Source organism: Paenibacillus sp. FSL R5-0749, from assembly GCF_038595085.1.
Lineage (GTDB): Bacteria > Bacillota > Bacilli > Paenibacillales > Paenibacillaceae > Paenibacillus.
Map to the genome: position 1 here is coordinate 6474914 of NZ_CP152005.1, position 20633 is coordinate 6495546.

Annotated in this window: 17 protein-coding genes; 7 read left to right on the top strand and 10 right to left on the bottom strand. The window is 45.2% G+C overall.

The window, feature by feature from the left end:
• The first annotated feature begins 166 nt into the window (after positions 1-166).
• Positions 167-4171, top strand: a complete 4005-nt coding sequence (locus MKY85_RS28865) for an S-layer homology domain-containing protein (RefSeq protein ID WP_342571392.1) — start codon at positions 167-169, stop codon at positions 4169-4171.
• 132 nt (positions 4172-4303) lie between these two features.
• Here MKY85_RS28865 and MKY85_RS28870 read toward each other — a convergent pair whose 3' ends face one another.
• Entirely contained in the window at positions 4304-4882 is a 579-nt protein-coding gene (locus MKY85_RS28870) for a class I SAM-dependent methyltransferase (protein WP_342571393.1), read from the bottom strand.
• 26 nt (positions 4883-4908) lie between these two features.
• Complete coding sequence (locus tag MKY85_RS28875; RefSeq protein ID WP_342571394.1) at positions 4909-5580, bottom strand: FHA domain-containing protein; 672 nt, start codon at positions 5578-5580, stop codon at positions 4909-4911.
• 415 nt (positions 5581-5995) lie between these two features.
• Between MKY85_RS28875 and MKY85_RS28880 the strand changes: the two genes are divergently transcribed.
• A complete protein-coding gene (locus MKY85_RS28880; protein WP_342571395.1) occupies positions 5996-6151 on the top strand; it encodes a hypothetical protein in 156 nt (51 codons plus the stop codon).
• A gap of 206 nt (positions 6152-6357) precedes the next feature.
• Positions 6358-6861 (top strand): SMI1/KNR4 family protein, encoded by a 504-nt coding sequence (locus tag MKY85_RS28885; protein WP_342571396.1) that lies wholly within the window; start codon positions 6358-6360, stop codon positions 6859-6861.
• A 262-nt stretch (positions 6862-7123) separates the two neighbouring features.
• Here the strand turns inward: MKY85_RS28885 and MKY85_RS28890 are convergent, their stop codons facing one another.
• The 4 genes from MKY85_RS28890 to MKY85_RS28905 all read right to left on the bottom strand — a co-directional run bounded on the left by MKY85_RS28890 (position 7124) and on the right by MKY85_RS28905 (position 13007).
• Complete coding sequence (locus tag MKY85_RS28890) at positions 7124-9712, bottom strand: DUF2339 domain-containing protein (protein ID WP_342571397.1); 2589 nt, start codon at positions 9710-9712, stop codon at positions 7124-7126.
• 208 nt (positions 9713-9920) lie between these two features.
• The gene (locus MKY85_RS28895; RefSeq protein ID WP_342571398.1) at positions 9921-11237 is read right to left on the bottom strand and encodes an MFS transporter; all 1317 of its coding nucleotides are present in this window, start codon (positions 11235-11237) and stop codon (positions 9921-9923) included.
• 271 nt (positions 11238-11508) lie between these two features.
• Positions 11509-12153 (bottom strand): bifunctional 2-keto-4-hydroxyglutarate aldolase/2-keto-3-deoxy-6-phosphogluconate aldolase, encoded by a 645-nt coding sequence (locus tag MKY85_RS28900; protein WP_342571399.1) that lies wholly within the window; start codon positions 12151-12153, stop codon positions 11509-11511.
• 56 nt (positions 12154-12209) lie between these two features.
• Positions 12210-13007 (bottom strand): IclR family transcriptional regulator, encoded by a 798-nt coding sequence (locus MKY85_RS28905; RefSeq protein ID WP_342571400.1) that lies wholly within the window; start codon positions 13005-13007, stop codon positions 12210-12212.
• Positions 13008-13298: 291 nt separating this feature from the next.
• On the opposite strand from MKY85_RS28905, the gene MKY85_RS28910 reads away from it, so the two are divergent.
• Positions 13299-13886 carry an ATP-binding protein gene (locus MKY85_RS28910; RefSeq protein WP_342571401.1) on the top strand — a complete coding sequence of 196 codons (588 nt, stop codon included), beginning with the start codon at positions 13299-13301 and terminating at the stop codon, positions 13884-13886.
• Positions 13887-14126: 240 nt separating this feature from the next.
• On the opposite strand, the gene MKY85_RS28915 is transcribed toward MKY85_RS28910, so the two are convergent.
• Positions 14127-15170, bottom strand: coding sequence for an LCP family protein (locus MKY85_RS28915; protein WP_342571402.1), 1044 nt, complete (start codon positions 15168-15170; stop codon positions 14127-14129).
• 112 nt (positions 15171-15282) lie between these two features.
• Here MKY85_RS28915 and MKY85_RS28920 point away from each other — a divergent pair, with 112 nt between their 5' ends.
• Complete coding sequence (locus MKY85_RS28920) at positions 15283-16257, top strand: aldo/keto reductase (protein ID WP_342573505.1); 975 nt, start codon at positions 15283-15285, stop codon at positions 16255-16257.
• 144 nt (positions 16258-16401) lie between these two features.
• On the opposite strand, the gene MKY85_RS28925 is transcribed toward MKY85_RS28920, so the two are convergent.
• From MKY85_RS28925 to MKY85_RS28935, 3 genes are all read right to left on the bottom strand, one after another.
• Entirely contained in the window at positions 16402-16863 is a 462-nt protein-coding gene (locus tag MKY85_RS28925) for a MarR family transcriptional regulator (protein WP_339238681.1), read from the bottom strand.
• A 130-nt stretch (positions 16864-16993) separates the two neighbouring features.
• A complete protein-coding gene (locus tag MKY85_RS28930; RefSeq protein WP_342571403.1) occupies positions 16994-17671 on the bottom strand; it encodes a TIGR00266 family protein in 678 nt (225 codons plus the stop codon).
• Positions 17668-18063, bottom strand: a complete 396-nt coding sequence (locus MKY85_RS28935; protein ID WP_017691613.1) for a winged helix-turn-helix transcriptional regulator — start codon at positions 18061-18063, stop codon at positions 17668-17670. The genes MKY85_RS28930 and MKY85_RS28935 overlap by 4 nt, the downstream gene beginning before the upstream one ends.
• Before the next feature lie 164 nt (positions 18064-18227).
• Between MKY85_RS28935 and MKY85_RS28940 the strand changes: the two genes are divergently transcribed.
• Together MKY85_RS28940 and MKY85_RS28945 are read left to right on the top strand one after the other, a co-directional pair.
• Positions 18228-19442: an MFS transporter gene (locus MKY85_RS28940; protein WP_342571404.1), complete on the top strand. Its 1215-nt coding sequence runs from the start codon at positions 18228-18230 to the stop codon at positions 19440-19442.
• A 194-nt stretch (positions 19443-19636) separates the two neighbouring features.
• A complete protein-coding gene (locus MKY85_RS28945; protein WP_339238684.1) occupies positions 19637-20494 on the top strand; it encodes an aldo/keto reductase in 858 nt (285 codons plus the stop codon).
• Positions 20495-20633: the final 139 nt, after the last annotated feature.

The following is a 20633-nucleotide window of genomic DNA, read 5'->3' on the forward strand; positions in this document are numbered from 1 at the left end:
TTGTTTTTAGTTAAGTAACGAGATAATATAAAATAATTATGTCTTTTTTACTACATTGTAGTAAATTTTAAGGAAATTAGAACCAAGACATATGAACTATATTGTTAGAGTTTTAGAAGAACCCTTAGATTTATCACATTAATTCATTGACGAAGGAGTACATGTAATGAGGAAAACATTTTCAAAAAAAATGGTTAGCACAGGTCTGGCTATTGCTATGCTTTTGACAAGCGCAGTACCTGCTTTTGGTGCTACAAACAGTAATTTGCCTGGAGAAACAACAAGCACATTGAAAGACATTTCAGGGCACTGGGGTCAACAGGCTATTGTAGAGTGGAACGATTATGGCATTATCAAAGGGTACAACGGTAATTTCAGACCCAACGCGCCAGTGTCAAGAGCCGAGTTCTCCAAGATGATCGACAGTATTATGAAATACATAGAACAAGGTAGCAATAATTTTTCAGATTTAAATGCAGAGCAATGGTATTACGACGCCATGGTTAAGCTGAATAAAGCAGGAGTGTTGAATGGGATTGATGGAAAGGCATTGCCTAACCAAACGATTACACGCCAAGAAGCAGCGGTACTCATGGTTGCTGCTTTCCAAACCAAAGATAGTCAAAACCCTGTGACGTTTAACGATAGTGATAAGATCGCTGAATGGGCAAAAGATTCAGTACAAAAATTAGTATCCGTATCTGTCATTAGCGGAAGACCTGACGGTTCATTCAATCCACAAGAGAGTCTTACTCGTGCGGAAGCTGTTACTTTGTTTGATCGCCTGATCCAAACCCTTATTACTGCGAAGGGAACATATTCAAATGATGTGCAAGGTAACGTTGTGGTTAATACGCCAGATGTAACTCTGAAAGATATGACGATCTCGGGCGACTTATATGTGACCCAAGGTGTCGGGGAAGGCGAAGTCACTTTGGATAACGTGATAATTAAAGGAAACGTCCATGTCCAAGGTGGTGGCGAACATTCCATTATCTTTAATAATGTAGACGTACAAGGAGCTCTTGTTGTTAATAAATACAATGGACGAGTACGTATATTGGCAACAGGCAACACATCCGTTTCTTTAACTTTCCTGGAGAGTGGTGCATTAGTTGTTACGAAGGACCTTACTGGCGGAGGTTTCGAAACCATCGAAATCCCTGCTGATCTTTTGGCAGGCCAAGAAATTAAACTGGATGGTAATTTTAACAAAGTAGTAAATCATGCCCCAAATGTTCAAATTACAGCAACTGGTTCAATCAAAGAATTTACTGCTGAAGCAGACACAAGGATCACGGGTAATGTCAACATTAATAAAACCTCCGGTCAATCCAGTGTATTAGTTAATGGTACAGCACCTATATCACCTGGCGGTACAACGACACCAAGCACAAGTACAAGTTCAGGATCAACAGGAAGTGGAACTGGCGGTAATTCAGATAACTCAGGGAATTCAGGTGGATCCACACCCGGCAGTGGCAACCATACTATTGCTGTGACAGGTGTCAATGTTTCCCCAGCTTCTATTTCTCTGGTAACTGGTCAAACTCAGCAGCTTTCTGCAGCAGTAACACCACAGAATGCTACCAACTCCAAAGTTATTTGGAAAATAGCTGAAGATCGTTCTGATGTTGTCAATGTATCCGATGCTGGTTTAGTTACCGCTCTGCGCGCGGGAGAAGCAACCATTATCGCGACGACGGTTGACGGAGGATTCACTTCCGCTACTACCGTCACCGTAACAAAGCCTACTCTGGGCATCCAACTGTCTAAATACGATCAAATAACGGCTAATGATGACACTGAAATTGATAATGAAACAAAGGAGAATAGCGAAAACATCTCCATTGTTAATGCAGGCAGTTCGATGATTAAATCTCATCATTATGACGTCGCCGTTACTGCTTTGCAACCTTTACAAGGAACTGTCACCTCATCCGTTTATACTGTAGTTTCATTAGTTGATGCAAGTGGCCACCCACTAACTAATGTTTCTGATGTAGAAGTGACACTGGATGGTCGGATGTACAATCCTGAGTTTGGGGTTGGGCTTAAACAAGAGAATGAAAGCAGTTTTCTGTTGAAGCTGAACGTGAATCAACCTGAACGTATTGAAAAACATAATTTAATTATCTCGCAAGAGGGCTATTCGGATACGTCAATGACAGTGACATATCGACCTAACGGGACAGTAACCATGGATTCTATTGGGAACATAACAGGAGATTTGACTATTGGATCTGAGCTGACTACAGGAACAGTTCAATATCTAGGGTCACCTGTTAATGAAGAAATCTCTTATCAATGGTATCAGTCTGATTATGAAAACGGGCCGTACAATGCAATCAACGAAGCAACATTGTCCACCTATACTATAACGGAAGCTAACAGCGGTAAATATATTCGGGTGTACGTTTCAGCGGATGAAATTCAAGTGAGCGGCTCTGCTCTCAGTGCAGCTTTCGGACCTGTTCAGAAACTAGTAAGCGCAGAAGAAGTCTTTGCCGAACTGGAAAAGATCTTCCTAGGATCGAATTCTAACAAGAACAATATTGTAGGGAACTTGTCATTACCTTCTGCTCTTGATGCCTATTCTGGCGTTTCCATTAACTGGTCATCAAATGATGAAACAACAATTACTAACAGTGGCGAAGTTAAAAGAAACGAAAATGAAGATAAATTTGTAAAATTGAAGGCAGTACTTAGCGGTAGCGCTATAGGCACACATGAATACGATTTAACAGTCAGAGCAATCGGAACAGATCAGGTGAGCATTGACGGATTCGTTGATCCATATTTTGTAGAGGGCTATCCTCAAGCGTATGTTAAAAACGGAACAATTCATGTTAAATATGCTCTGAATTCATCTGCGGAAGTTTATATGGTTGTCAATGTTATCAATGGATCATTTAAATCTAATGTAAAATCAGTTATCGGGGGACATTCTGGCGAAGATATCATTATTTATGTGAATTCATGGCCATACTTCCAATTAGGTGCGGATCAAGTGAATGAAGTTCAGGATTTTGATACAGGAGTTAACATTACCAATACCAACAAATCAGAGGCAAAAGTAGAATTTGCAATTGTGGATTCGACTAAAAATTATACCTCTAGTGCTGTAACCAGAATTCAATTTGATAAAGCGGTTCTGGACAGTTTGGATACTCAACCACCTGTAGTTTCTAGCAAGTACATTAATGATGCACTGGATTCTATCTATATCTATTACAATGAGAAACTCGACCCTGACAGTGTTCCTACTGCACAAGATTTTTCATTAAGTAAAGGTCAGGTGCAGTCCGTAAGCATAGTTAACTCTACTAAAGCATCAGGAATGCAGCCAGCTTACGTGAAGCTGAGTGTCAGTGGTATTACCGAAGGTGACTTAGCTAATCTAAAGGTAAGTTATAACGGCTCAACCATAAAGGATATCAGCGATGCCAGAAATGAAGCGTTAAGTTACACGAATAACTCTATCGTATCACTTAGTCCAAAATTCACTTCGGCTACATTAAGTTCAGATCGTCGCACACTATTGGCTAAACTTGAACCGGGCTGGGATCCCTACGAGAATCCTAGTATTAATTTCGATACGTTAAAGTCTCGTTTTACAGTTCAGATTGCAAATAAGAATTATTACCCAGATATGGTTAGATATAGCTACGGTTCAACCGAGATGACGTATACCCTTAAATTCAACACTCCACTCGCCGAGGGAGATGGTGAGATTAAGTTTAATACGAATGGAATAACAGATTGGGCCAAGGATGCCTATCCAGCAGAGCTAGTATATGGATCTATTGCTCAACTTCCTGATTCGGGAACTCCAACAGCAAATTATTCTCAATCGAGCGGTAAACTCCTTGTATCCTTTGCGAATGGTTTCCAATTGGACAACTCATCCGCTGTAGCTGCTGGTTTGACATTAAATGTGGACGGGGAAGAGTTTAAACTTCGTGGTTATATCCTAACGAATTCAAAGAATCAAATTAATATTAACCTCAAAGATCAGTACTCTTGGAAATTCAAACAAGCTGTAGATCAGGGGAATAATATCCAGATAAAATATGTAAAATTGAATCAAGAAGACCAAGCGCAAATAACGGATAAAGCTGGTGCGTTGATACCAGATTTTGATTACATTCCAGTAACGAAGCAACCTTAAGAAGCAAAAGAAAAGAAGCGACGAGTTCATCACTCGTTGCTTCTTTTTTGCAAAATAAAATGGTTCATTAACCAAGATTGTAAAACCAAAGTAACCTTGATCACAAGTATTATTATTCACACTTTCTTTTCCTCAAAATGCATACACATACACCTTGGTTCGTAAAGCATCCCGGCATGTAATGGTACGTAGCGGTTCCTTGCCCGGGAGGGCAAAACAGACACTAATCACGTTGGCGCCCGGCGGAAGCTCTCGACTGAACTTGTCCAGAAGTCGGGTCATCGCTCCCGGGAACAGATAACAGATCACACAATCCGCATGTTCATAGGAACTGGTGTAGATATCCCCGTGCATGAACCTCAGTCTACCCTTGAGAGAGTGCTTCTTTCCCTTGGCTCGACGTAAGCGAACACTGAGATACGCAATTAATTGGGAAGACCATAAGGGAATTCTCGAATTCTCAATCCCAGTCAGCCTCTTACCAGGGCAATGCCTTACAACATCCAGTCCCAGTGTGCCCCATCCGGAACCTGCTTCAAGCACATCCCCGTACCCGGGAATCCGGTTCACCTCTTGAATGACCACCTGCCTGACGCGGCCGGATGTGGGCATCGGGGAAATCCCGTTTTTCCAACTAACAAGTACGATGGATATGACACCTATCAATGTCACCACGGCAATCAGCCATGGAATCAGGTAAATGATGAACATGAACTCATCCCTTTGTTATCACTCATTCATTCCGGCACATGAGACTTCATATATACACCCTTTTTATACACGGACTTGATGGTAAAATGTACACCCAGCTTGCGATTCGTCCGATAGATGAGCGAGTTAATCTCGTCGATCCCTACCGCTTCACTCTCCAGCATGCTCCGCTCCGGCCACACCTGAGCCACAATCTGTTCCCTTGTTACAAAGTGGTCAAGTTCGCTGTACAACAGCTTGAACAGCTGATATTCCTTCTTGGACAGCGGAATCTCCACTTCACCGATCTGCACGGTCTGCAAGTGGTCCTGCAAACGTACACCCTCACCCAACAGATCCGACACCCGATACTCCCTTGTCTCTCCAAGATCCCCTTCAGCGCGAAGCTGAATCAAGCCGTTGACGAGCGTTAGGCTGTCACCTTCGTCAAACGGATATTTCTCATAGGGAACGAGGCGCTGCCCGTTCAGTTCAGTTCCATTTTTGCTATCCAGATCCTCAATCCATAGCTGCTGCTGTACATCATAATGAATACGGCAATGCCGCTTCGATATCATCTGATTATAGACAGACAAGTCCAATTCACTACCGCCTGTGTAACGTCCCACCGTAATGGAGCGACCCTGGCTTACATAAGCGAACGAGCCGTCACTTTCCTGCCCTGGCGTACGAATGACGATTTTTGCCGTCTCCCGCATATTATTCTCCCACCTTCAACGATCACTCGATCTCTATAAGAGGTTGTTCAATAAACCGCTTTTGATTACAACGGATGCCTAACGGCAGCATCAACATCGAATATGGAATTCAGCCGAAATGTCCGTTGCTCACGTAGGTTTGCCTACGCTCCGCTACTCCATTTCTAGCTTCATCCCATCTTCTCGGTACTGAAAACCGGTCTTTTTGAACACGTACTATAAACATATCTTGAAGCAATAATGATAAATTCATCAGATTTGTTCCATTGTTTGTACCGCCATACATCAATATAGTGGTATACAGGAACGATTTTATATTTGGTTCTGCTCACTCTACTATACCAGACGTTGTGCTTTTTTTCTCATGACGGCCGGATATCTACTATAGCCCATTCAACAAGAGAGGTACCTTCCTATGAACAAAAAAAACATTTTCATAACCGTGCTGCTCGCCTTCGCCTTGTCCATGACATTAACCGTGCTCTCCCGTATGAACGATGATGGCGGAGAATCATTGAAAGGCACCTCGGCTGCCGAAACCTCATGGTTACAGATGAAGCTCCAACCCTAAGTCTACTCTATTATAACGTGATCTCTGCGCAAAACGTTTCACGAATGTCATATTAGGCTATGGCACAGACGATCGTTGTGCCCGACTTCATCAGCATAAAATTAAAAAGCTCACGCTTGCTGATTTACAGCAGCAGATGGGTAATAGGATAGACTGACTTTACAGAAAATCTGTAAAGTCAGTCTTTATGAGGAGGAGCTATATAGATGTTAATTAAAGCATTTAAGGAATGGTCGGACCAAAATGAAGGTCTCATTGAAATCCTTGCTTCTACTGGGAAAACGACTGCTATAAATAAATTCAAACCAGGTGCCTCCGAAGATAAAATTAAAGAGCTTTCGGAGTATTTTTCTACTCCATTACCTCCAGATTACATAAGCTTTTTACGATTATGTAACGGAGCCTCCTTGTTCGAAGACCCCAAATATGGTGGGGAGTGCTTCTTATACTCAGCCCAAGATGTTATACATTACAATGAAGCATCAGATAATAAGATTGTAGTCGCCCATATTCTTGATGATCGAATCCTAATTGATTTAGAGCGTTGGAGTTCAGGTGATGAACAATATCTGTTGCTTTGTGAGAGTTTATATTCTGTTGAGCATACAGGTTCTTTTTACAGTAACTTTGAAACATGGTTAGAACGTTTTATAATCTCTCAGGGCGAGAAATTCTGGTACTGGAAGACAGAACGTAGTTTTGAAGAATAAAAAGAAAGGACTCGGAGACAGTTGCAGTAACTATAACCCCTGACGGGATAGACTACTATGAGCAAGGATATCTTCATGGAAAAAAGCAAACGGCTTTCAAGTCTTCGAAGAGATTAAGAACACGAAGTAAAGAATTGTGGAAGGCCTCTGGATATGAAACACTCCCAGAGGCCTTCCATTTAGTTCAATTGAAAACATACACCAGCAATAACGCAGTCCAAAATTCCCCAACACATCATGGGCTGGAAGTAGAATCATTATATCAATCTTGTTCATCCTCCGGCATAGTCGGTTCGTCGTTAGGCTTCGCTGTCTCCCTCGACTGTATTTCCTCCATCCGGCTGGACACCTTTTGGTACAGGTAAGAGATCCCAAGCAATAGTACGCCGAAGCTGAAATAGGCAAAGATTTTGCTGCCCGAGGTGAGCATACCCACATCGTAGAACACCATTTTACCGGTGGCGAACAACGTTAGGCCAAGACCCAGACGCCGAATCATCACATATTTTCTACGGAATCCATAGGCAATATAGAGAATCGCGAGCAGCAGATAGATCAGGCTGAACATCAGCCCCACATCACCCCACTGGAACTGGATCGTCAGGAATACGGTGATGACCCCTAGCAGATATACCCCTGCGATAACCGGGTACCATTCAATGCTCTTGAACTGCCTGCGGATGCCTGCAATCAGCAGATCCCTTCCTGCAAAGAACACCCCTACGTTAAAGATGATTAGCACCAGCAAACCCACAATCTCTGCCGCTGTATGCTGCTGAACTTCCGGCTGAAGCGCTGGCATGGTTAAGGTGACAGCCAGTGCAATACAGCAACCAATGGCATGCAGGAAAGTCGTATACATCTGTACGTATGGATCACGCAACAACTTCACTTTGCTCAATCCATAGGCCAATGCAATGGTCAGCGCTGCAAACATGAGCAGCTTGTAGAACATGTATAACAGGAACGTCCCATCCACAGCTCTGGTATACAATTCATTCGATTCATACAGCACGTATAACCACAGATTGGCGAGTGTCACATACTTGAATCCGTTCAGGAAGCCCAGCTCCAGCGGGCTGTAGTTGAATCTCTCCCTGGCAGATGAGCTGCTGTGAACTGCCCAGGCATAATACAGTGTAATCAGCAGGGTTCCCAGCGTGATGCTGGAGTATTTTAACATGAAGTAAGAACGTTCCCCGATAAAGAACAGCGTGAGCAGGTCATAGTACACGAAAGTGATTAGACATAGCAGAACAATACCCCATCCGGCACGTTCCACCGATTTGAACCGCTTCAGATGTCCAAGCGTAACCAGCAGAACCCCTTCAATTAACCAGCCCATCGATAACCACTTGGCCCCGAACTGGAATGGAATAATCAGAATGGCAAAGGTCAGGGAAGTGATATAGAAGAGCAGAATGGTCTGTTTCTCCTGAGCCATATTGCGCTGAACGAATCGTGCGAGACCCAGATATACCAGGCAGAAGATTAATGCCAACAAGCCTTGAGCATCATTCCAATCCGCCACATCAAATAGCACGTATAACATCAGGCAACTAATGGTCGTATTCATAGCGAGCAGAGCGAAGTCCCACCAGGTTAACTTCATCCGATGTTTAAACGGATATGCCAGTGTAATGCCCAGATATAATGCAAACGTCACAATGGAATACAACATGCCAATCTTCTCACTTGGCGACAGCCACAAGAGGATAAGCATGGATGGTGTGTTGAACAGGAAACTGATATAGTGCACTACCGGCCATCGTTTGCCGAATGATATGAACACAATAATGCCGTTTAAGAGCAGCAGATAGATCATAGCTACATAGACAGCAGTACCCTCAAGCCCGAACGAGAACATATAGGAGAATAGCGGGAGATATCCGCCTACCAGACCGAGTGAACAGATGGTCTTCGACTGATACCTTAGGGACAACAATACAGAGATTGCCGATACCAATACAGACAGGGCAAGTCCCGTATATAACCCGATAATATGTAGTAAAAAATAGCTATAGAAGATGGACCCGAATAACACGGAGATCCCGCCCCCTAGCAGCCCCATTGCAAACGTCTGCTTTTTGCGGCGGAACAGCCACTCTCCTCCAGCGAGCATTAGAGCACCCAACAGGAAAAAGGCTCCGCTCTTCATCTCGTCATTAAACCAGGTCGAGTACGAGTATCGAAACGCTGCTCCAACCCCCAGAATGAGGAGCAGGATGGCTACTTTGTTGATCCAGCTAAGTCCAATCTTCATCTCCATGCGATTCTGCTTGATCCGGCGCTGAATGGTCTCTTCGCTCAATCCCTCCTCCGCCATCTGCTCATATCCATGTTCCATATGCCCACGTAGAGCCTCTTCTCGTTCCCATACGGCTCGCTTGTGTGATTCAATGCGCTCCTTCACCTCTGCCGCCAGGTAAGCAATCCTCTCCTTCATTTGTTGGGAATCCTCTTGTAACTCCTGTGCTGCCTGGTTGTACAGCGCGTTCAGGTTGGACTTGGTTCGATGTTCATGGAAGGCAACTCGATCATTATGTACCGCCGTTTTTCCTTGAAAATACGTTTCCATCTTCTCCCGCGATACCCGGATCAGATTAAGCTTCTCATCCAACATCTGTTCAGATAACGCCATGCGAAGACGTGCATTCTCTTCTTCCATCTTGCGCGAGCGAAGTTCAAGCTGGTGCAGCTTGAGCTTCTGGGCTTCGTACTGTTCTTGTAACTGTTCATTCTTAACGATCAGATCATCGGACTGGTATTCCTGGAGCAAGGCGTGATACTCCTTCGCCAGCTGTTTCTGCTGCTCCTGAACCTGTTCAAGCCGATCCTTAAAATCCTTCATGTACTTCCTCCATTGGTTGGTGTTTAATCTTTTCCCTGTATTTTACTATATGTATGCCATAAAAAGAGCTTTTATTTTCCAGTTACTAATCATTCGCTACAGCTAGGCAACAAAAATAAAAACATCAGCATTCCCGGTTTTTGCAATCAAAAACTCAAGGATTTACTGATGTTTTCTAGAATAGAAGTTATCTTTTCATTTAAGGAAATTAGTGAATTGCTTTCGGAATTGGTTTCTTCAGGAATACACCGTAAGAGACAGCGCCCATGAGAAGCAGACCTGCTCCCAGCAAGAATACATTGTTGAAGCTGCCCGTCGTATCCAGAATGTATCCGGTTACAATTGGAGCAAGCGCTGCGCCGAGAAATCCGCCAAAGTTCTGGATGGCCCCAAGTGAGGCTACCTGTTCACCCGGTGCAATATCTGCTGCCAGAGTCCAGATAACACCTGATGGCAGTTGGGATGCGAAGTAACCTACAGACAGAAGCACAATGCTCACAACAGTACTGTCAATAAACGGAATGGGTGCTACCGAAGCAGCTGCCAGAACAGCCCCACCTACGATGGGAACTTTCCGCGAAGTGACCACATTGACTCCTTTTCGAATGAAAAAGTCTGAGATAAATCCGCCTAACAGTACACCGATAATACCGGCTACGAACGGAATAGAGGCAATCCAGCCTGTCTCTTTCAACGTAAAGCCCTGCTCCTTCTCCAGATAACTCGGCAGCCAAGTGAGGTATACCCAGATCGTAAACATGATGCCGAAATTGCCGATAATCATAAACCAAGTGCTTTTGTGCTTGAACAGCGATCCCCAGTTTGCTTTGGGTGCGTCTGCTGCCGCACTTGCATTCGCGTTCTCGCTCTGATCGGCAACCGCATCCGGGCCTTTGATCAATTGCTTCTCCGCAAAAGTCGGATCTCGGTACACCTTGATCCAGATGAGCATGATGATCAGACCAATGACACCGACAAAAATGAACATGCCTCTCCACGTCATTGTTAACATCAGAACGGTCAATAGCGGCGGTGCAATCGCGTTGGCAATCTGTGAGCCGGTATTGATAATCGAGGTTGGTAATCCGCGCTCACTTTTGGCAAACCAGCGCTCTGTCACCTTCAAGCCGGAGGTGAAGAACGGCGACTCGGATACACCAAGCAGCATCCGCATGGCGTATAACAGTGAGTAAGAATTGGTAAATGCACTGAGTATGGTAGCAATGGACCACAGTCCTGAAGCCCATCCAAACATCTTTTTGGGGCCAAACTTGTCAACCAGCCATCCGGCTGGCAAATTCGCTAACGCGTAAGGCCATAGGAAGGCAGACAACAGCAATCCCATCTGTGTGGAGGACAGCCCAAATTCGGCTGCAATGGTTGTATTCGCGATACTCAGATTGGATCGGTCCAAATAGTTAACCACTGCACCCAGCAATAGTAACAGGATAATTCCCCACCTTAATCCCACTTTTGGAGCTTGAGGTACTGAAGCAGGGGACGGTGATGTCTTTAAGGTTGCCATGTAAACTCACTCTCCTCAACACATATAAATATACTAAAATTAAATATTATAGATAAATATGGTAATTAAAGGGCGTAGATAAGAAGCACTGCCTTGTAATCTCAGACAGAAGCTTTTCAAGTATGCGTTTTCATAAGGCAGTATCCGATCCCTTATTTTTAAGGACGTAACCGATCTGCACCATGGGCTCACAACGATAGCTAGTATATCTTCCCTCTATCGCTGTGAACTTCATTTGCACAGCCAACTAACTTAATCTGATTAAGATAAATTAACGTGCCACGGCTACTGCCTGCAAAAATTCCTCAGCGGCCTTGGTTACTAACCCATAATCGCCAGTCTCTTTGGCTGCTTTGGTGATGTAACTGCCGACGCCAACGCCTACACAACCGGCATCCAGCCATTCATGTACGTTTTGGGGCGTCACTCCGCCAGTAGGAGCAATGGCTGCCTGTGGCAGAGGGGCAGAGATCGCTTTGACATATTGCGGACCTACAGATTCCGCCGGGAACAGTTTCACAATATCTGCTCCCGCTTCAAGACTCTCCACAATTTCCTTAGCTGTGAACGCACCACTGACAGTAACCGCCTGATAGCGATTAGCTACCTTAATCATATCTGGGTTGAGCTGAGGACTAACCAACATCTCGGCCCCCGCCAATATCGCTGCACGTGCCGTCTCACCATCCAATATTGTGCCCGCCCCAATCAGAATGCCTTGGGATGCATATTTGCGAGACAACACCTTGATTACATCCAAAGCTCCCGGAACACTCATCGTAATTTCAAGCGCCCGAATACCTCCTGCAATCGCCGCTTCTGCAACGGATAATGCTTCTTCTTCACTGTCCGAACGGATAATCAATACGATTCCGGTTTCAGCGATGATTTTCATGTTTTCCAGCTTTCTCCACATCCAAATAACCTCCTGATTCCCGTTGTGCCTATTAATGGGGTTAAATTCAATTCAATTTACTCTTCTGTCTTGGGATACAGTCGATCACCGCTATAACCCAGTTGGCCCGAAAGCTTCCAAGCAGCTTCCTTGACCAGTCGTACAATGTTCTCCTCACGTTCAGGAGTCATATTGGAATACATGCTGGCAACGCTGATTGCGGCGACAGGCTCATTCCACTGATCATAGACAGCAGAGCCGATGCAATACATCTCCAGATGGTCCTCCCGGTCATCAATTGAGTAGCCACGCTCCCGAATCTCCTGCATATCTTGCAAAATATCAGGAATGGTTACTTTGGAGAAGGATGTACGCGAAGGGAGTTCACCGCTACCTACAATCTCCAGCACCTTGCCGATGGGGAGCGCTGCCAGCAAAGCTTTGCCTAGCCCAGTTGTATGCATATATCTGCGGGAACCGAGTTTCGCTGTTGGTCGCATAACTGAATAGCTCTCGGCCTTGTCGAGATATACAATCCGCCCCTTATCCTCAATCCCGAGAAATGCAGTGCTTCCCGTTTGGCGATTTAGTTCTTGAAGCAAAGGTCTTGCCATATGAGGAATACCCATATTGGACAAGTACGCCATACCTGTCTCAAACACGGCAATGCCCAGCCGGTAGGTTTTGAGACGAGCATCATCCATTTCGATAAACCCCTTATGCAGCAAGGTCTGTACCAGTTCAAACCCGCTGCTCTTAGGCATGCTCATTTGTTTGCAGATCTCATTCAGTGTTAATGGAGCACCACTTTTGGCAAATAGAACGAGTAGATCCGCGACTCGTTCAGCAGATTTATTCATGCGAATATTGTCCATATTGTCTCCTTAAAAATCTTCGACGTCGAAGTTCGCATATGTGAACTTAATTCACATCACCGAACGATGCCCTCATTATAGATCAGCCGTACAGAAAATATCAACCGCTTTCTTAAAACTTTTTTTGTCCACTATTTCATCAAAAAGGATTGTATTTCTGTAGAAAACGGTATACTCTAATAGAAATTGTTCACTGATGTGAATATAGTTCACATATACGAACCGATAACGTAAGCATTTATTGCAATTCCATATCATCTGGATCTACTTTAGAGGGGGTACATCTAATCTATGAAACCTGTCCTTATTTTTTTGATCGGCCCCGCCGGATCGGGCAAGTCTACCATAGGCAAAAAACTGGCTGCTGGGCATCCATTTTGTTATCTGGATAAAGATGTTGTATGTAACACTTTTACGGGGAAGCTTTTGGAGGCACAGGGCTATTCGCCTCATGAACGTGATGGTAACACCTATTACCGCGATACCGTTATGGACCTCGAATATGAGACATTGTTAAACGTGGCGAATGACAATCTGCAATTAGGTAGGTCTGTCATCTTGGATGCACCATTTGTCGGTTACTTTAGCGAAAGCGATTACATTAATCTTTTGACTGCCAAATATGAGTGGGAATCTGTCATACCTGTGGTGTTGAGGGTTGAGGTAGATGTGAATGTTCTTCAACAACGGCTTCAGAGCCGTGGTCTGGAACGGGACCGGTGGAAGCTGGATCACTGGGATACCTTTGTCCAGGGAATGCAAGCTAACACATGTATGTGGGAGAATATCGAAGTCATTTCTGTAGACAACAGCTCAGATGAATTTGATCTTAGCGATCTGACTGCTCTATTACCTAAGTCAGCCGCCATGTCGTCTTGAAGTCCATAGAACGGTAATGACTGAGGAGACTGAAGTCAAAGCTCGTCAACGTAGCACCGTTATGCCATAAAAAAAGCACACGGGAGAGCATACTCTCTTCCGTGTACTTTGCTATATCTTATTGGCACAAAAACCAATCTATTTTTTTCTACTCTAACCGCCACTACTGTACTACTACTACTACTACTATTACTACGGGGTATCGCTATTCCTGCAAAAAATTCTTCTGCTGCTTCTGTACTAGGTTTTATCCGCCGCACCGTTCTCGTCGGTTGTCTCCGGTTCAATAATCTCGGTCGCATCCGGGTCCAGCCAACTGGCGATCATGCCACGCACATATTGCAGATCGTCCTCTGACAGGTCATAGTACCATGTACCACTGCGCATCGCGCCATCACCCTTCAGCATATAGTTGCTGATCGTGGGTGCATTGTCTTTCATATATAAGGACTCGGCAAACTTCACGATGAAGTCCGAAGTCATGTTGGTTGTAAAATTCGATCCGGCAATCTGGATGACGTCCGGGATCTTGGTCAGATTTTTGACCTCCAGCGCACGATTCATGAAGGCACTTAGGAAAATCCGGTGACGCATCGTCCGATTGAAATCGGAATCTTCCCGGTAACGCACATAACCAAGCGCTTCTTCGCCGCTATAGATCGGTTTGTTGGCTTCAACGAAAAGTTTCTCATGCGCTTTTGATTTGTTCTCGATGTTTTTCTTGATCGGCAGTTCAACACCACCCACCGCATCAACAATATCCTTGAGCCCATTAAAATTAATCGCGGCATAGAAATCCACTTTGTTCCCGAGCAAATTCTCCACCGTATCCATCGCCATCTTGGCTTCACCGTGGGCGTACGCTGAGTTAATCTTCGACTTCACATCCCGCCCGACAATCTCGGTATAGGAATCACGTGGGATGGACAGCAGCAGCACTTTATTGTCTTCTGGACGCACGACGGAATAGATGATCGTATCCGAACGGCTTGGTTCGTTATCGCGTTGATCAATACCGAGCAACAACAGCGAGAATGGGTCCGTATGTTCCACGACAGGGGCATCCTTATCGCCAGCTGGTTTAAAGGAGTCATCCAAGGCTTCCTTCACCGTACCGGAGGCGAACATATTAAAGGCAAACACGACGAGTTGCTTTTGATAAATAAATCCGAGTCCTCCGAGCACAAGCAGCACACTTAGGGTGATGATTAATGGCTTCTTCCATTTCTTCTTCGGTTTCTTCGGCTTCCGTCTTGTTAAATGTGCAGCACTGTTTTCCATCATATCTCCTTTAATAACGGGTTCTTAGAATCATTTAACTATATTAATAACACGTTGACAATAGATTACGTTATAATCTGCATTACATAAATGTACATAAAGGGAGCGATGAATGATGGAATATCGACGTTTGGGCAATAGTGGTTTACGGGTATCGGCACTGGGGCTCGGCACCAATGCATTTGGCAAACGCGCGGATGAAGCAGCTTCTACCCGCATTATTCATGCAGCGATGGATCAGGGCATCAACTTTATCGATACCGCCAATATCTACGCAGGTACCGAATCAGAACGCATCATTGGACAGGCCCTCACAGGTCGTCGGGAAAACGCGGTGCTTGCGACCAAAGCCGGACTTCCCCGGCATGACGGTCCCCATGGGCGCGGTTCCTCCCGCTACCATCTGCAACAAGAGCTGGAACATAGCCTGCGGCGTCTGCAAACGGATTATGTGGATCTGTATCAGATCCATACCTTTGATCCGCATACACCGCTGGATGAGACACTCCGCACGCTGGACGATATGGTCACTTCCGGCAAAGTTCGGTACATCGGCGCCTCCAATTACGCAGCCTGGGAGCTGATGAAAGCTCTCGGGATCAGTGAACAGAAAGGTTATGTGCGCTACATCTCTACCCAAACCAGCTACTCCCTGGCAGACCGTACGCCTGAACTGGAATTGGTACCGATGTGTCTGGATCAGGGTGTAGGCATTATCCCGTATTTCCCGCTCGCAGGCGGTATTCTGACGGGTAAATATAACGGACAGGCCAGCGTGCCTTCCGGCTCTAGAGCCGACACCGACCCGACCTTCAATCGTTTTCTGCTGGAGCATAATCTTCAACTGAGTGAACAAGTGAGTGCCAAAGCTGCTTCATACGGGTGTTCCCCGAGTGTGCTGTCTCTCGCATGGCTACTGACACGTCCGGCTGTATCCACAGTCATTGTTGGCGCTACAGGCACCGAACAGCTGGAGCATAATCTGGCTAGTCTGGATATGTCACTGCCCGATGAGCTGTTGACCGATCTGGATCAGATCAGTGACTCTTTCCGTCGCCGCGAGCCATTTGCGTCCTACCGAATCGATTAAAGTAAATGAAATGAACCTCCCGACAGATAAAGTCAGGAGGTTCATTTTGATTTTTGTATAGACATTATAATCATAAGCATTCAGAAAATTCCCAATTCCACTACAATCTGTAGTTTAATAAATTAAAAAAAATCTTATTATGGATTAGCCCTCTGTTTTTTGGCGAAGAAACTCCTGCATGATCTGCATATACTCTTCCTTACGATCATCCAAAGTTTCGAAAAAAGCCTTGTCCGACTCCTCAACCAAGTGGATTCCTTCAATGGCCAATCGGGTTCCTTCTTCCGTTGTGGTAATTATATTGGCACGTGTATCCGTCTGATGACGAGCACGCGTAATCAAGCCTCTCTTTTCAAGAGCACGCAGAACCTGAGAAGTCACATTAACATCTACTTTGGCAAATTGTGCAATCTGAACCTGAGTGACTCCCTTGCCTTCCTCATCACGTTCATTGAGCCACAGACAGGCATGCAACAATACAAATTGGGGCTGTGTCAGTTCGAGTGGCTCCAGCACCCTGCGTACTTCCTTTTGCCACATCGCTGTAACCTGCCATAACAGATATCCCGGGCTTTCTTGTGCGTTTTTATACCGTGAGCTTTTCATCTCATACCTCCATGATGTGCGACCTTATGCAACAGATTATGTACCCACCAGTCAATGAAGTAAATCCATTATTCATATAACGATGATGGAGATACATCCGTTGCAACCCTGTATGTTCTTTTGAATAAAATTAGCGCGTTGGGATGAACTGCTTCACCCATTGTCCGAATCCTTGCGGATTACGGCTCTGTATAAGAATGGTCCCTTCTCCACGGAACCGGCATACCAATCCTTCTCCACTTGTAACACTGGATAACCAGCCCTGTGAAGCCTTCTCTATACGGTAATCTACATAATGAGGCCATGCCACCAGATGAGCGTTATCCACGATCATTTCTTCACCTGCTGCCAGATTAATCGCATGGATTGCTCCGTAGGAAGACAGAAATACAGTTCCACGTCCACTGATCTCAATAATGAAGAAACCTTCTCCCGAAAAGAGACCTTTCTTCAGGTTTTGCATTTTGGTATTCACCTGTATGCCCTCGGTCCCCGCTAGAAATCCGTCTTTCTGCACATAGAGTGAATAGGAACCGTCCAATTCGACAGCTTCTACATCGCCCATGCTTGAAGGTGAGAGCAGAATCTCTGCCGGCCCGCCCGCAGCCGTTAGTTCCTGAAAGAAGAACTTCTCTCCGCTCAGCATTCGACCGAACCCGGCTAACATTCCACCTTCTGCTGAACCCTTCAGTTCAACCGTTGGCGTCATGGATACCATCGCACCGCTTTCGGCCTTGAAACGCTCTCCCCGCTGCAAATGTACCTTAAGCATCGCAAAAGCACCATCATATAGAATCTCATAGTTCACGGCTGCACCAGCTCCCTATTGTCAGAGTTAAAATCATTGAGCCCATTGTCTTCCAGAACTGCTGATTTGTCTCCGTATTCCTTCACAATATGTTGATCTCCCCAATTACAGAGCGCATTGAGAATCGGTTCAAGACTCCGCCCGTAATCACTTAATTCGTATTCTACTTTGGGAGGGACCTGATTGTATACGATTCGGTTAACGATCCCGTCGTTTTCAAGCTCTCTCAGTTGTTGTGTTAACATTTTCTGTGTAATTGCGGGCATAATACGCTTGAGATCACTGGTTCGTCTTTTCCCATGTGTCAGATGACAGAGAATGACGCATTTCCACTTGCCACCGATCACCTCCAGAGTAGCTTCAACCGAGATGTTATATTTCTTTCGGACCATAACTTGTTACCTCCCTGATGAATTGGATTACATCCGTCGCATGCTGTATAGGCACCAAAAAGTACGTAGGGTACTAAAAAGTACGTACTATTCAATCTATACTGAATAACTCATAATAGCATTTGCCGGTACGTAAATCTACATTCGGGGGAGTTGAGCAAGAAATGTTACAAGATTCAAAACGCAGCACATGGGCGCTGCTGGCACTGGCCATTAGTGCGTTCGCCATCGGTACCACAGAATTTATCAGCGTTGGGCTCCTGCCCCTCATTGCAGATGACCTGGGCATTTCCGTAACTACAGCGGGACTGACCGTTACTTTATATGCATTGGGCGTTACCTTTGGGGCTCCTGTTCTGACCTCACTGACGTCTACCATATCACGCAAAACGCTATTGCTTGCCATCATGATTGTATTCATCGTAGGTAACACGATGGCTGCGCTATCGACAGGCATTACCATGTTACTCATAGCACGAGTGATATCCGCGCTGGCACATGGCGTATTCATGTCCATCGGCTCCACCATCGCAGCGGATCTGGTACCTGCCAACCGCAGAGCGAGTGCCATTGCCATCATGTTCTCCGGTCTAACCATTGCCACAGTAACCGGTGTACCTCTCGGTACACTTATCGGTCAACATATGGGATGGCGCGCAGCATTTATCCTGATTGTTGGGGTTGGCATCATTGCGATGATTGGAAACCTCATACTCGTGCCATCCACGTTGAAGCGAGGAACACGAACGGCATTTCGGGATCAGCTGAAGCTGGTTACAGGTGGGCGCTTGCTGCTTGCTTTTGCCATTACTGCTGTCGGGTACGGAGGAACATTTGTTGTCTTCACGTATCTGTCCCCATTGTTGCATGATATCAGTGGATATTCCGAGAAAACAGTCGCGTTCATTCTGTTGTTGTACGGAATTGCCATTGCTGTCGGCAACATCATCGGTGGCAGAGCAGCCAATCGTAACCCGCTCAAGGCGCTCTTCTACATGTTCATCATTCAGACCATCATTCTAGGTGTGATGTACTTCACCGTTCCGTTTAAGCTGGCAGCACTGCTCACCATTATGGGGATGGGGCTACTTGCCTTCATGAATGTACCTGGTCTTCAGATGTACGTTGTAACTTTGGCTGAACGATATGCACCACAAGCCAAGGATGTAGCCTCTGCCTTTAACATCGCCGCATTTAATGCAGGCATCGCCATAGGTGCCTATTTGGGCGGAGTAATCAATGACTCCATGGGTTTGATTCACACGACATGGGTCGGAGCCTTGATGGTTCTCGTAGCTGTGATCCTGACCGCATGGGCTAAAATGCTGGAAAGCAAGGATCAACATGGGTCCGTCAACATGGAGAAAGCTTCATTCTAATTTCCATTCCGATTTTGGGTCTCACTCTGATATATTTCCATGCCAGTCTTCAAGGGGAACCGGTTTCATATCGTATTTTATTATACTATATACGTTGAACCCAATTTGATCTACTATGATTTAATTTTGTATGATAAAAAATGATAATTCAGCTTGAAATCACTGATTTTTACACACTTTAAGGAGGAAATCTCATGACAACAGCTCAAACCGCACAACATTTACAATCCACAGTAAGTCTGCATAACGGTGTTTCTATGCCTTGGTTCGGATTAGGTGTATTTAAGGTAGAAGAAGGAACTGAATTGGTTGATGCTGTGAAAAATGCAATTAAACATGGCTACCGCAGTATCGATACTGCTGCAATATACGGTAATGAATCCGGTGTTGGACAAGCGATTGCAGAAGCTTTGCAAGAAAACAATTTGAAACGCGAAGAACTGTTTGTTACATCTAAAGTATGGAATGCAGACCTCGGATATGAAGAGACACTTGCTGCTTTTGATACCACATTGAACAAACTAGGATTGGAATACCTGGATCTGTATCTGATTCACTGGCCTAAGGCAGGCAAATACAAAGCAGCCTGGAAAGCCATGGAGGAGCTGTACGCAGCCGGCCGCATTAAGGCCATCGGTGTGAGTAACTTCCAGATTCATCACCTCGAAGACCTGATGCAGGATGCCGAAGTGAAACCGATGATTAATCAGGTGGAATACCACCCTCGCCTGACTCAGGTAGAACTCAAGGCTTTCTGCGAAAAGCATGGTATCCAGCTCGAAGCATGGTCCCCTCTGATGCAAGGCCAGCTGTTGGACAATCCAGTACTCACGGCTATTGCTTCAGCCAAAGGCAAATCCGTTGCACAAGTCATCCTGCGTTGGGATCTGCAAAATGGAGTCATTACCATTCCGAAGTCCACCAAGGAACACCGGATTATTGAAAATTCCTCCATCTTCGACTTTGAACTTTCCAATGAAGAGATGGATCAGATCAGTGCTCTGAACGAAGATGTACGCGTTGGACCTGATCCGGACAACTTCGATTTTTAATGAATAACCTTTTGCGAGCCTGCGTTGTTTGATATAACATAACGAAAAACCACCGGACCAGGAGCCGGTGGTTTTTCGTTATACTCTCTTCCCTATAGCCAAACCTCGCTAACACTGCATAATTCAATTCAAAATGAGG

Excerpts from the sequence above, each read along its gene's own strand:
- MKY85_RS28880 (WP_342571395.1), top strand. The coding sequence starts at position 5,996 with ATGAACAAAAAAAACATTTTCATAACCGTGCTGCTCGCCTTCGCCTTG.
- MKY85_RS28925 (WP_339238681.1), bottom strand. The coding sequence starts at position 16,863 with ATGAAAAGCTCACGGTATAAAAACGCACAAGAAAGCCCGGGATATCTG.
- MKY85_RS28875 (WP_342571394.1), bottom strand. The coding sequence starts at position 5,580 with ATGCGGGAGACGGCAAAAATCGTCATTCGTACGCCAGGGCAGGAAAGT.
- MKY85_RS28920 (WP_342573505.1), top strand. The coding sequence starts at position 15,283 with ATGGAATATCGACGTTTGGGCAATAGTGGTTTACGGGTATCGGCACTG.
- MKY85_RS28915 (WP_342571402.1), bottom strand. The coding sequence starts at position 15,170 with ATGATGGAAAACAGTGCTGCACATTTAACAAGACGGAAGCCGAAGAAA.
- MKY85_RS28870 (WP_342571393.1), bottom strand. The coding sequence starts at position 4,882 with ATGTTCATCATTTACCTGATTCCATGGCTGATTGCCGTGGTGACATTG.
- MKY85_RS28940 (WP_342571404.1), top strand. The coding sequence starts at position 18,228 with ATGTTACAAGATTCAAAACGCAGCACATGGGCGCTGCTGGCACTGGCC.
- MKY85_RS28945 (WP_339238684.1), top strand. The coding sequence starts at position 19,637 with ATGACAACAGCTCAAACCGCACAACATTTACAATCCACAGTAAGTCTG.
- MKY85_RS28910 (WP_342571401.1), top strand. The coding sequence starts at position 13,299 with ATGAAACCTGTCCTTATTTTTTTGATCGGCCCCGCCGGATCGGGCAAG.
- MKY85_RS28885 (WP_342571396.1), top strand. The coding sequence starts at position 6,358 with ATGTTAATTAAAGCATTTAAGGAATGGTCGGACCAAAATGAAGGTCTC.
- MKY85_RS28905 (WP_342571400.1), bottom strand. The coding sequence starts at position 13,007 with ATGGACAATATTCGCATGAATAAATCTGCTGAACGAGTCGCGGATCTA.
- MKY85_RS28935 (WP_017691613.1), bottom strand. The coding sequence starts at position 18,063 with ATGGTCCGAAAGAAATATAACATCTCGGTTGAAGCTACTCTGGAGGTG.
- MKY85_RS28865 (WP_342571392.1), top strand. The coding sequence starts at position 167 with ATGAGGAAAACATTTTCAAAAAAAATGGTTAGCACAGGTCTGGCTATT.
- MKY85_RS28895 (WP_342571398.1), bottom strand. The coding sequence starts at position 11,237 with ATGGCAACCTTAAAGACATCACCGTCCCCTGCTTCAGTACCTCAAGCT.
- MKY85_RS28890 (WP_342571397.1), bottom strand. The coding sequence starts at position 9,712 with ATGAAGGATTTTAAGGATCGGCTTGAACAGGTTCAGGAGCAGCAGAAA.
- MKY85_RS28900 (WP_342571399.1), bottom strand. The coding sequence starts at position 12,153 with ATGTGGAGAAAGCTGGAAAACATGAAAATCATCGCTGAAACCGGAATC.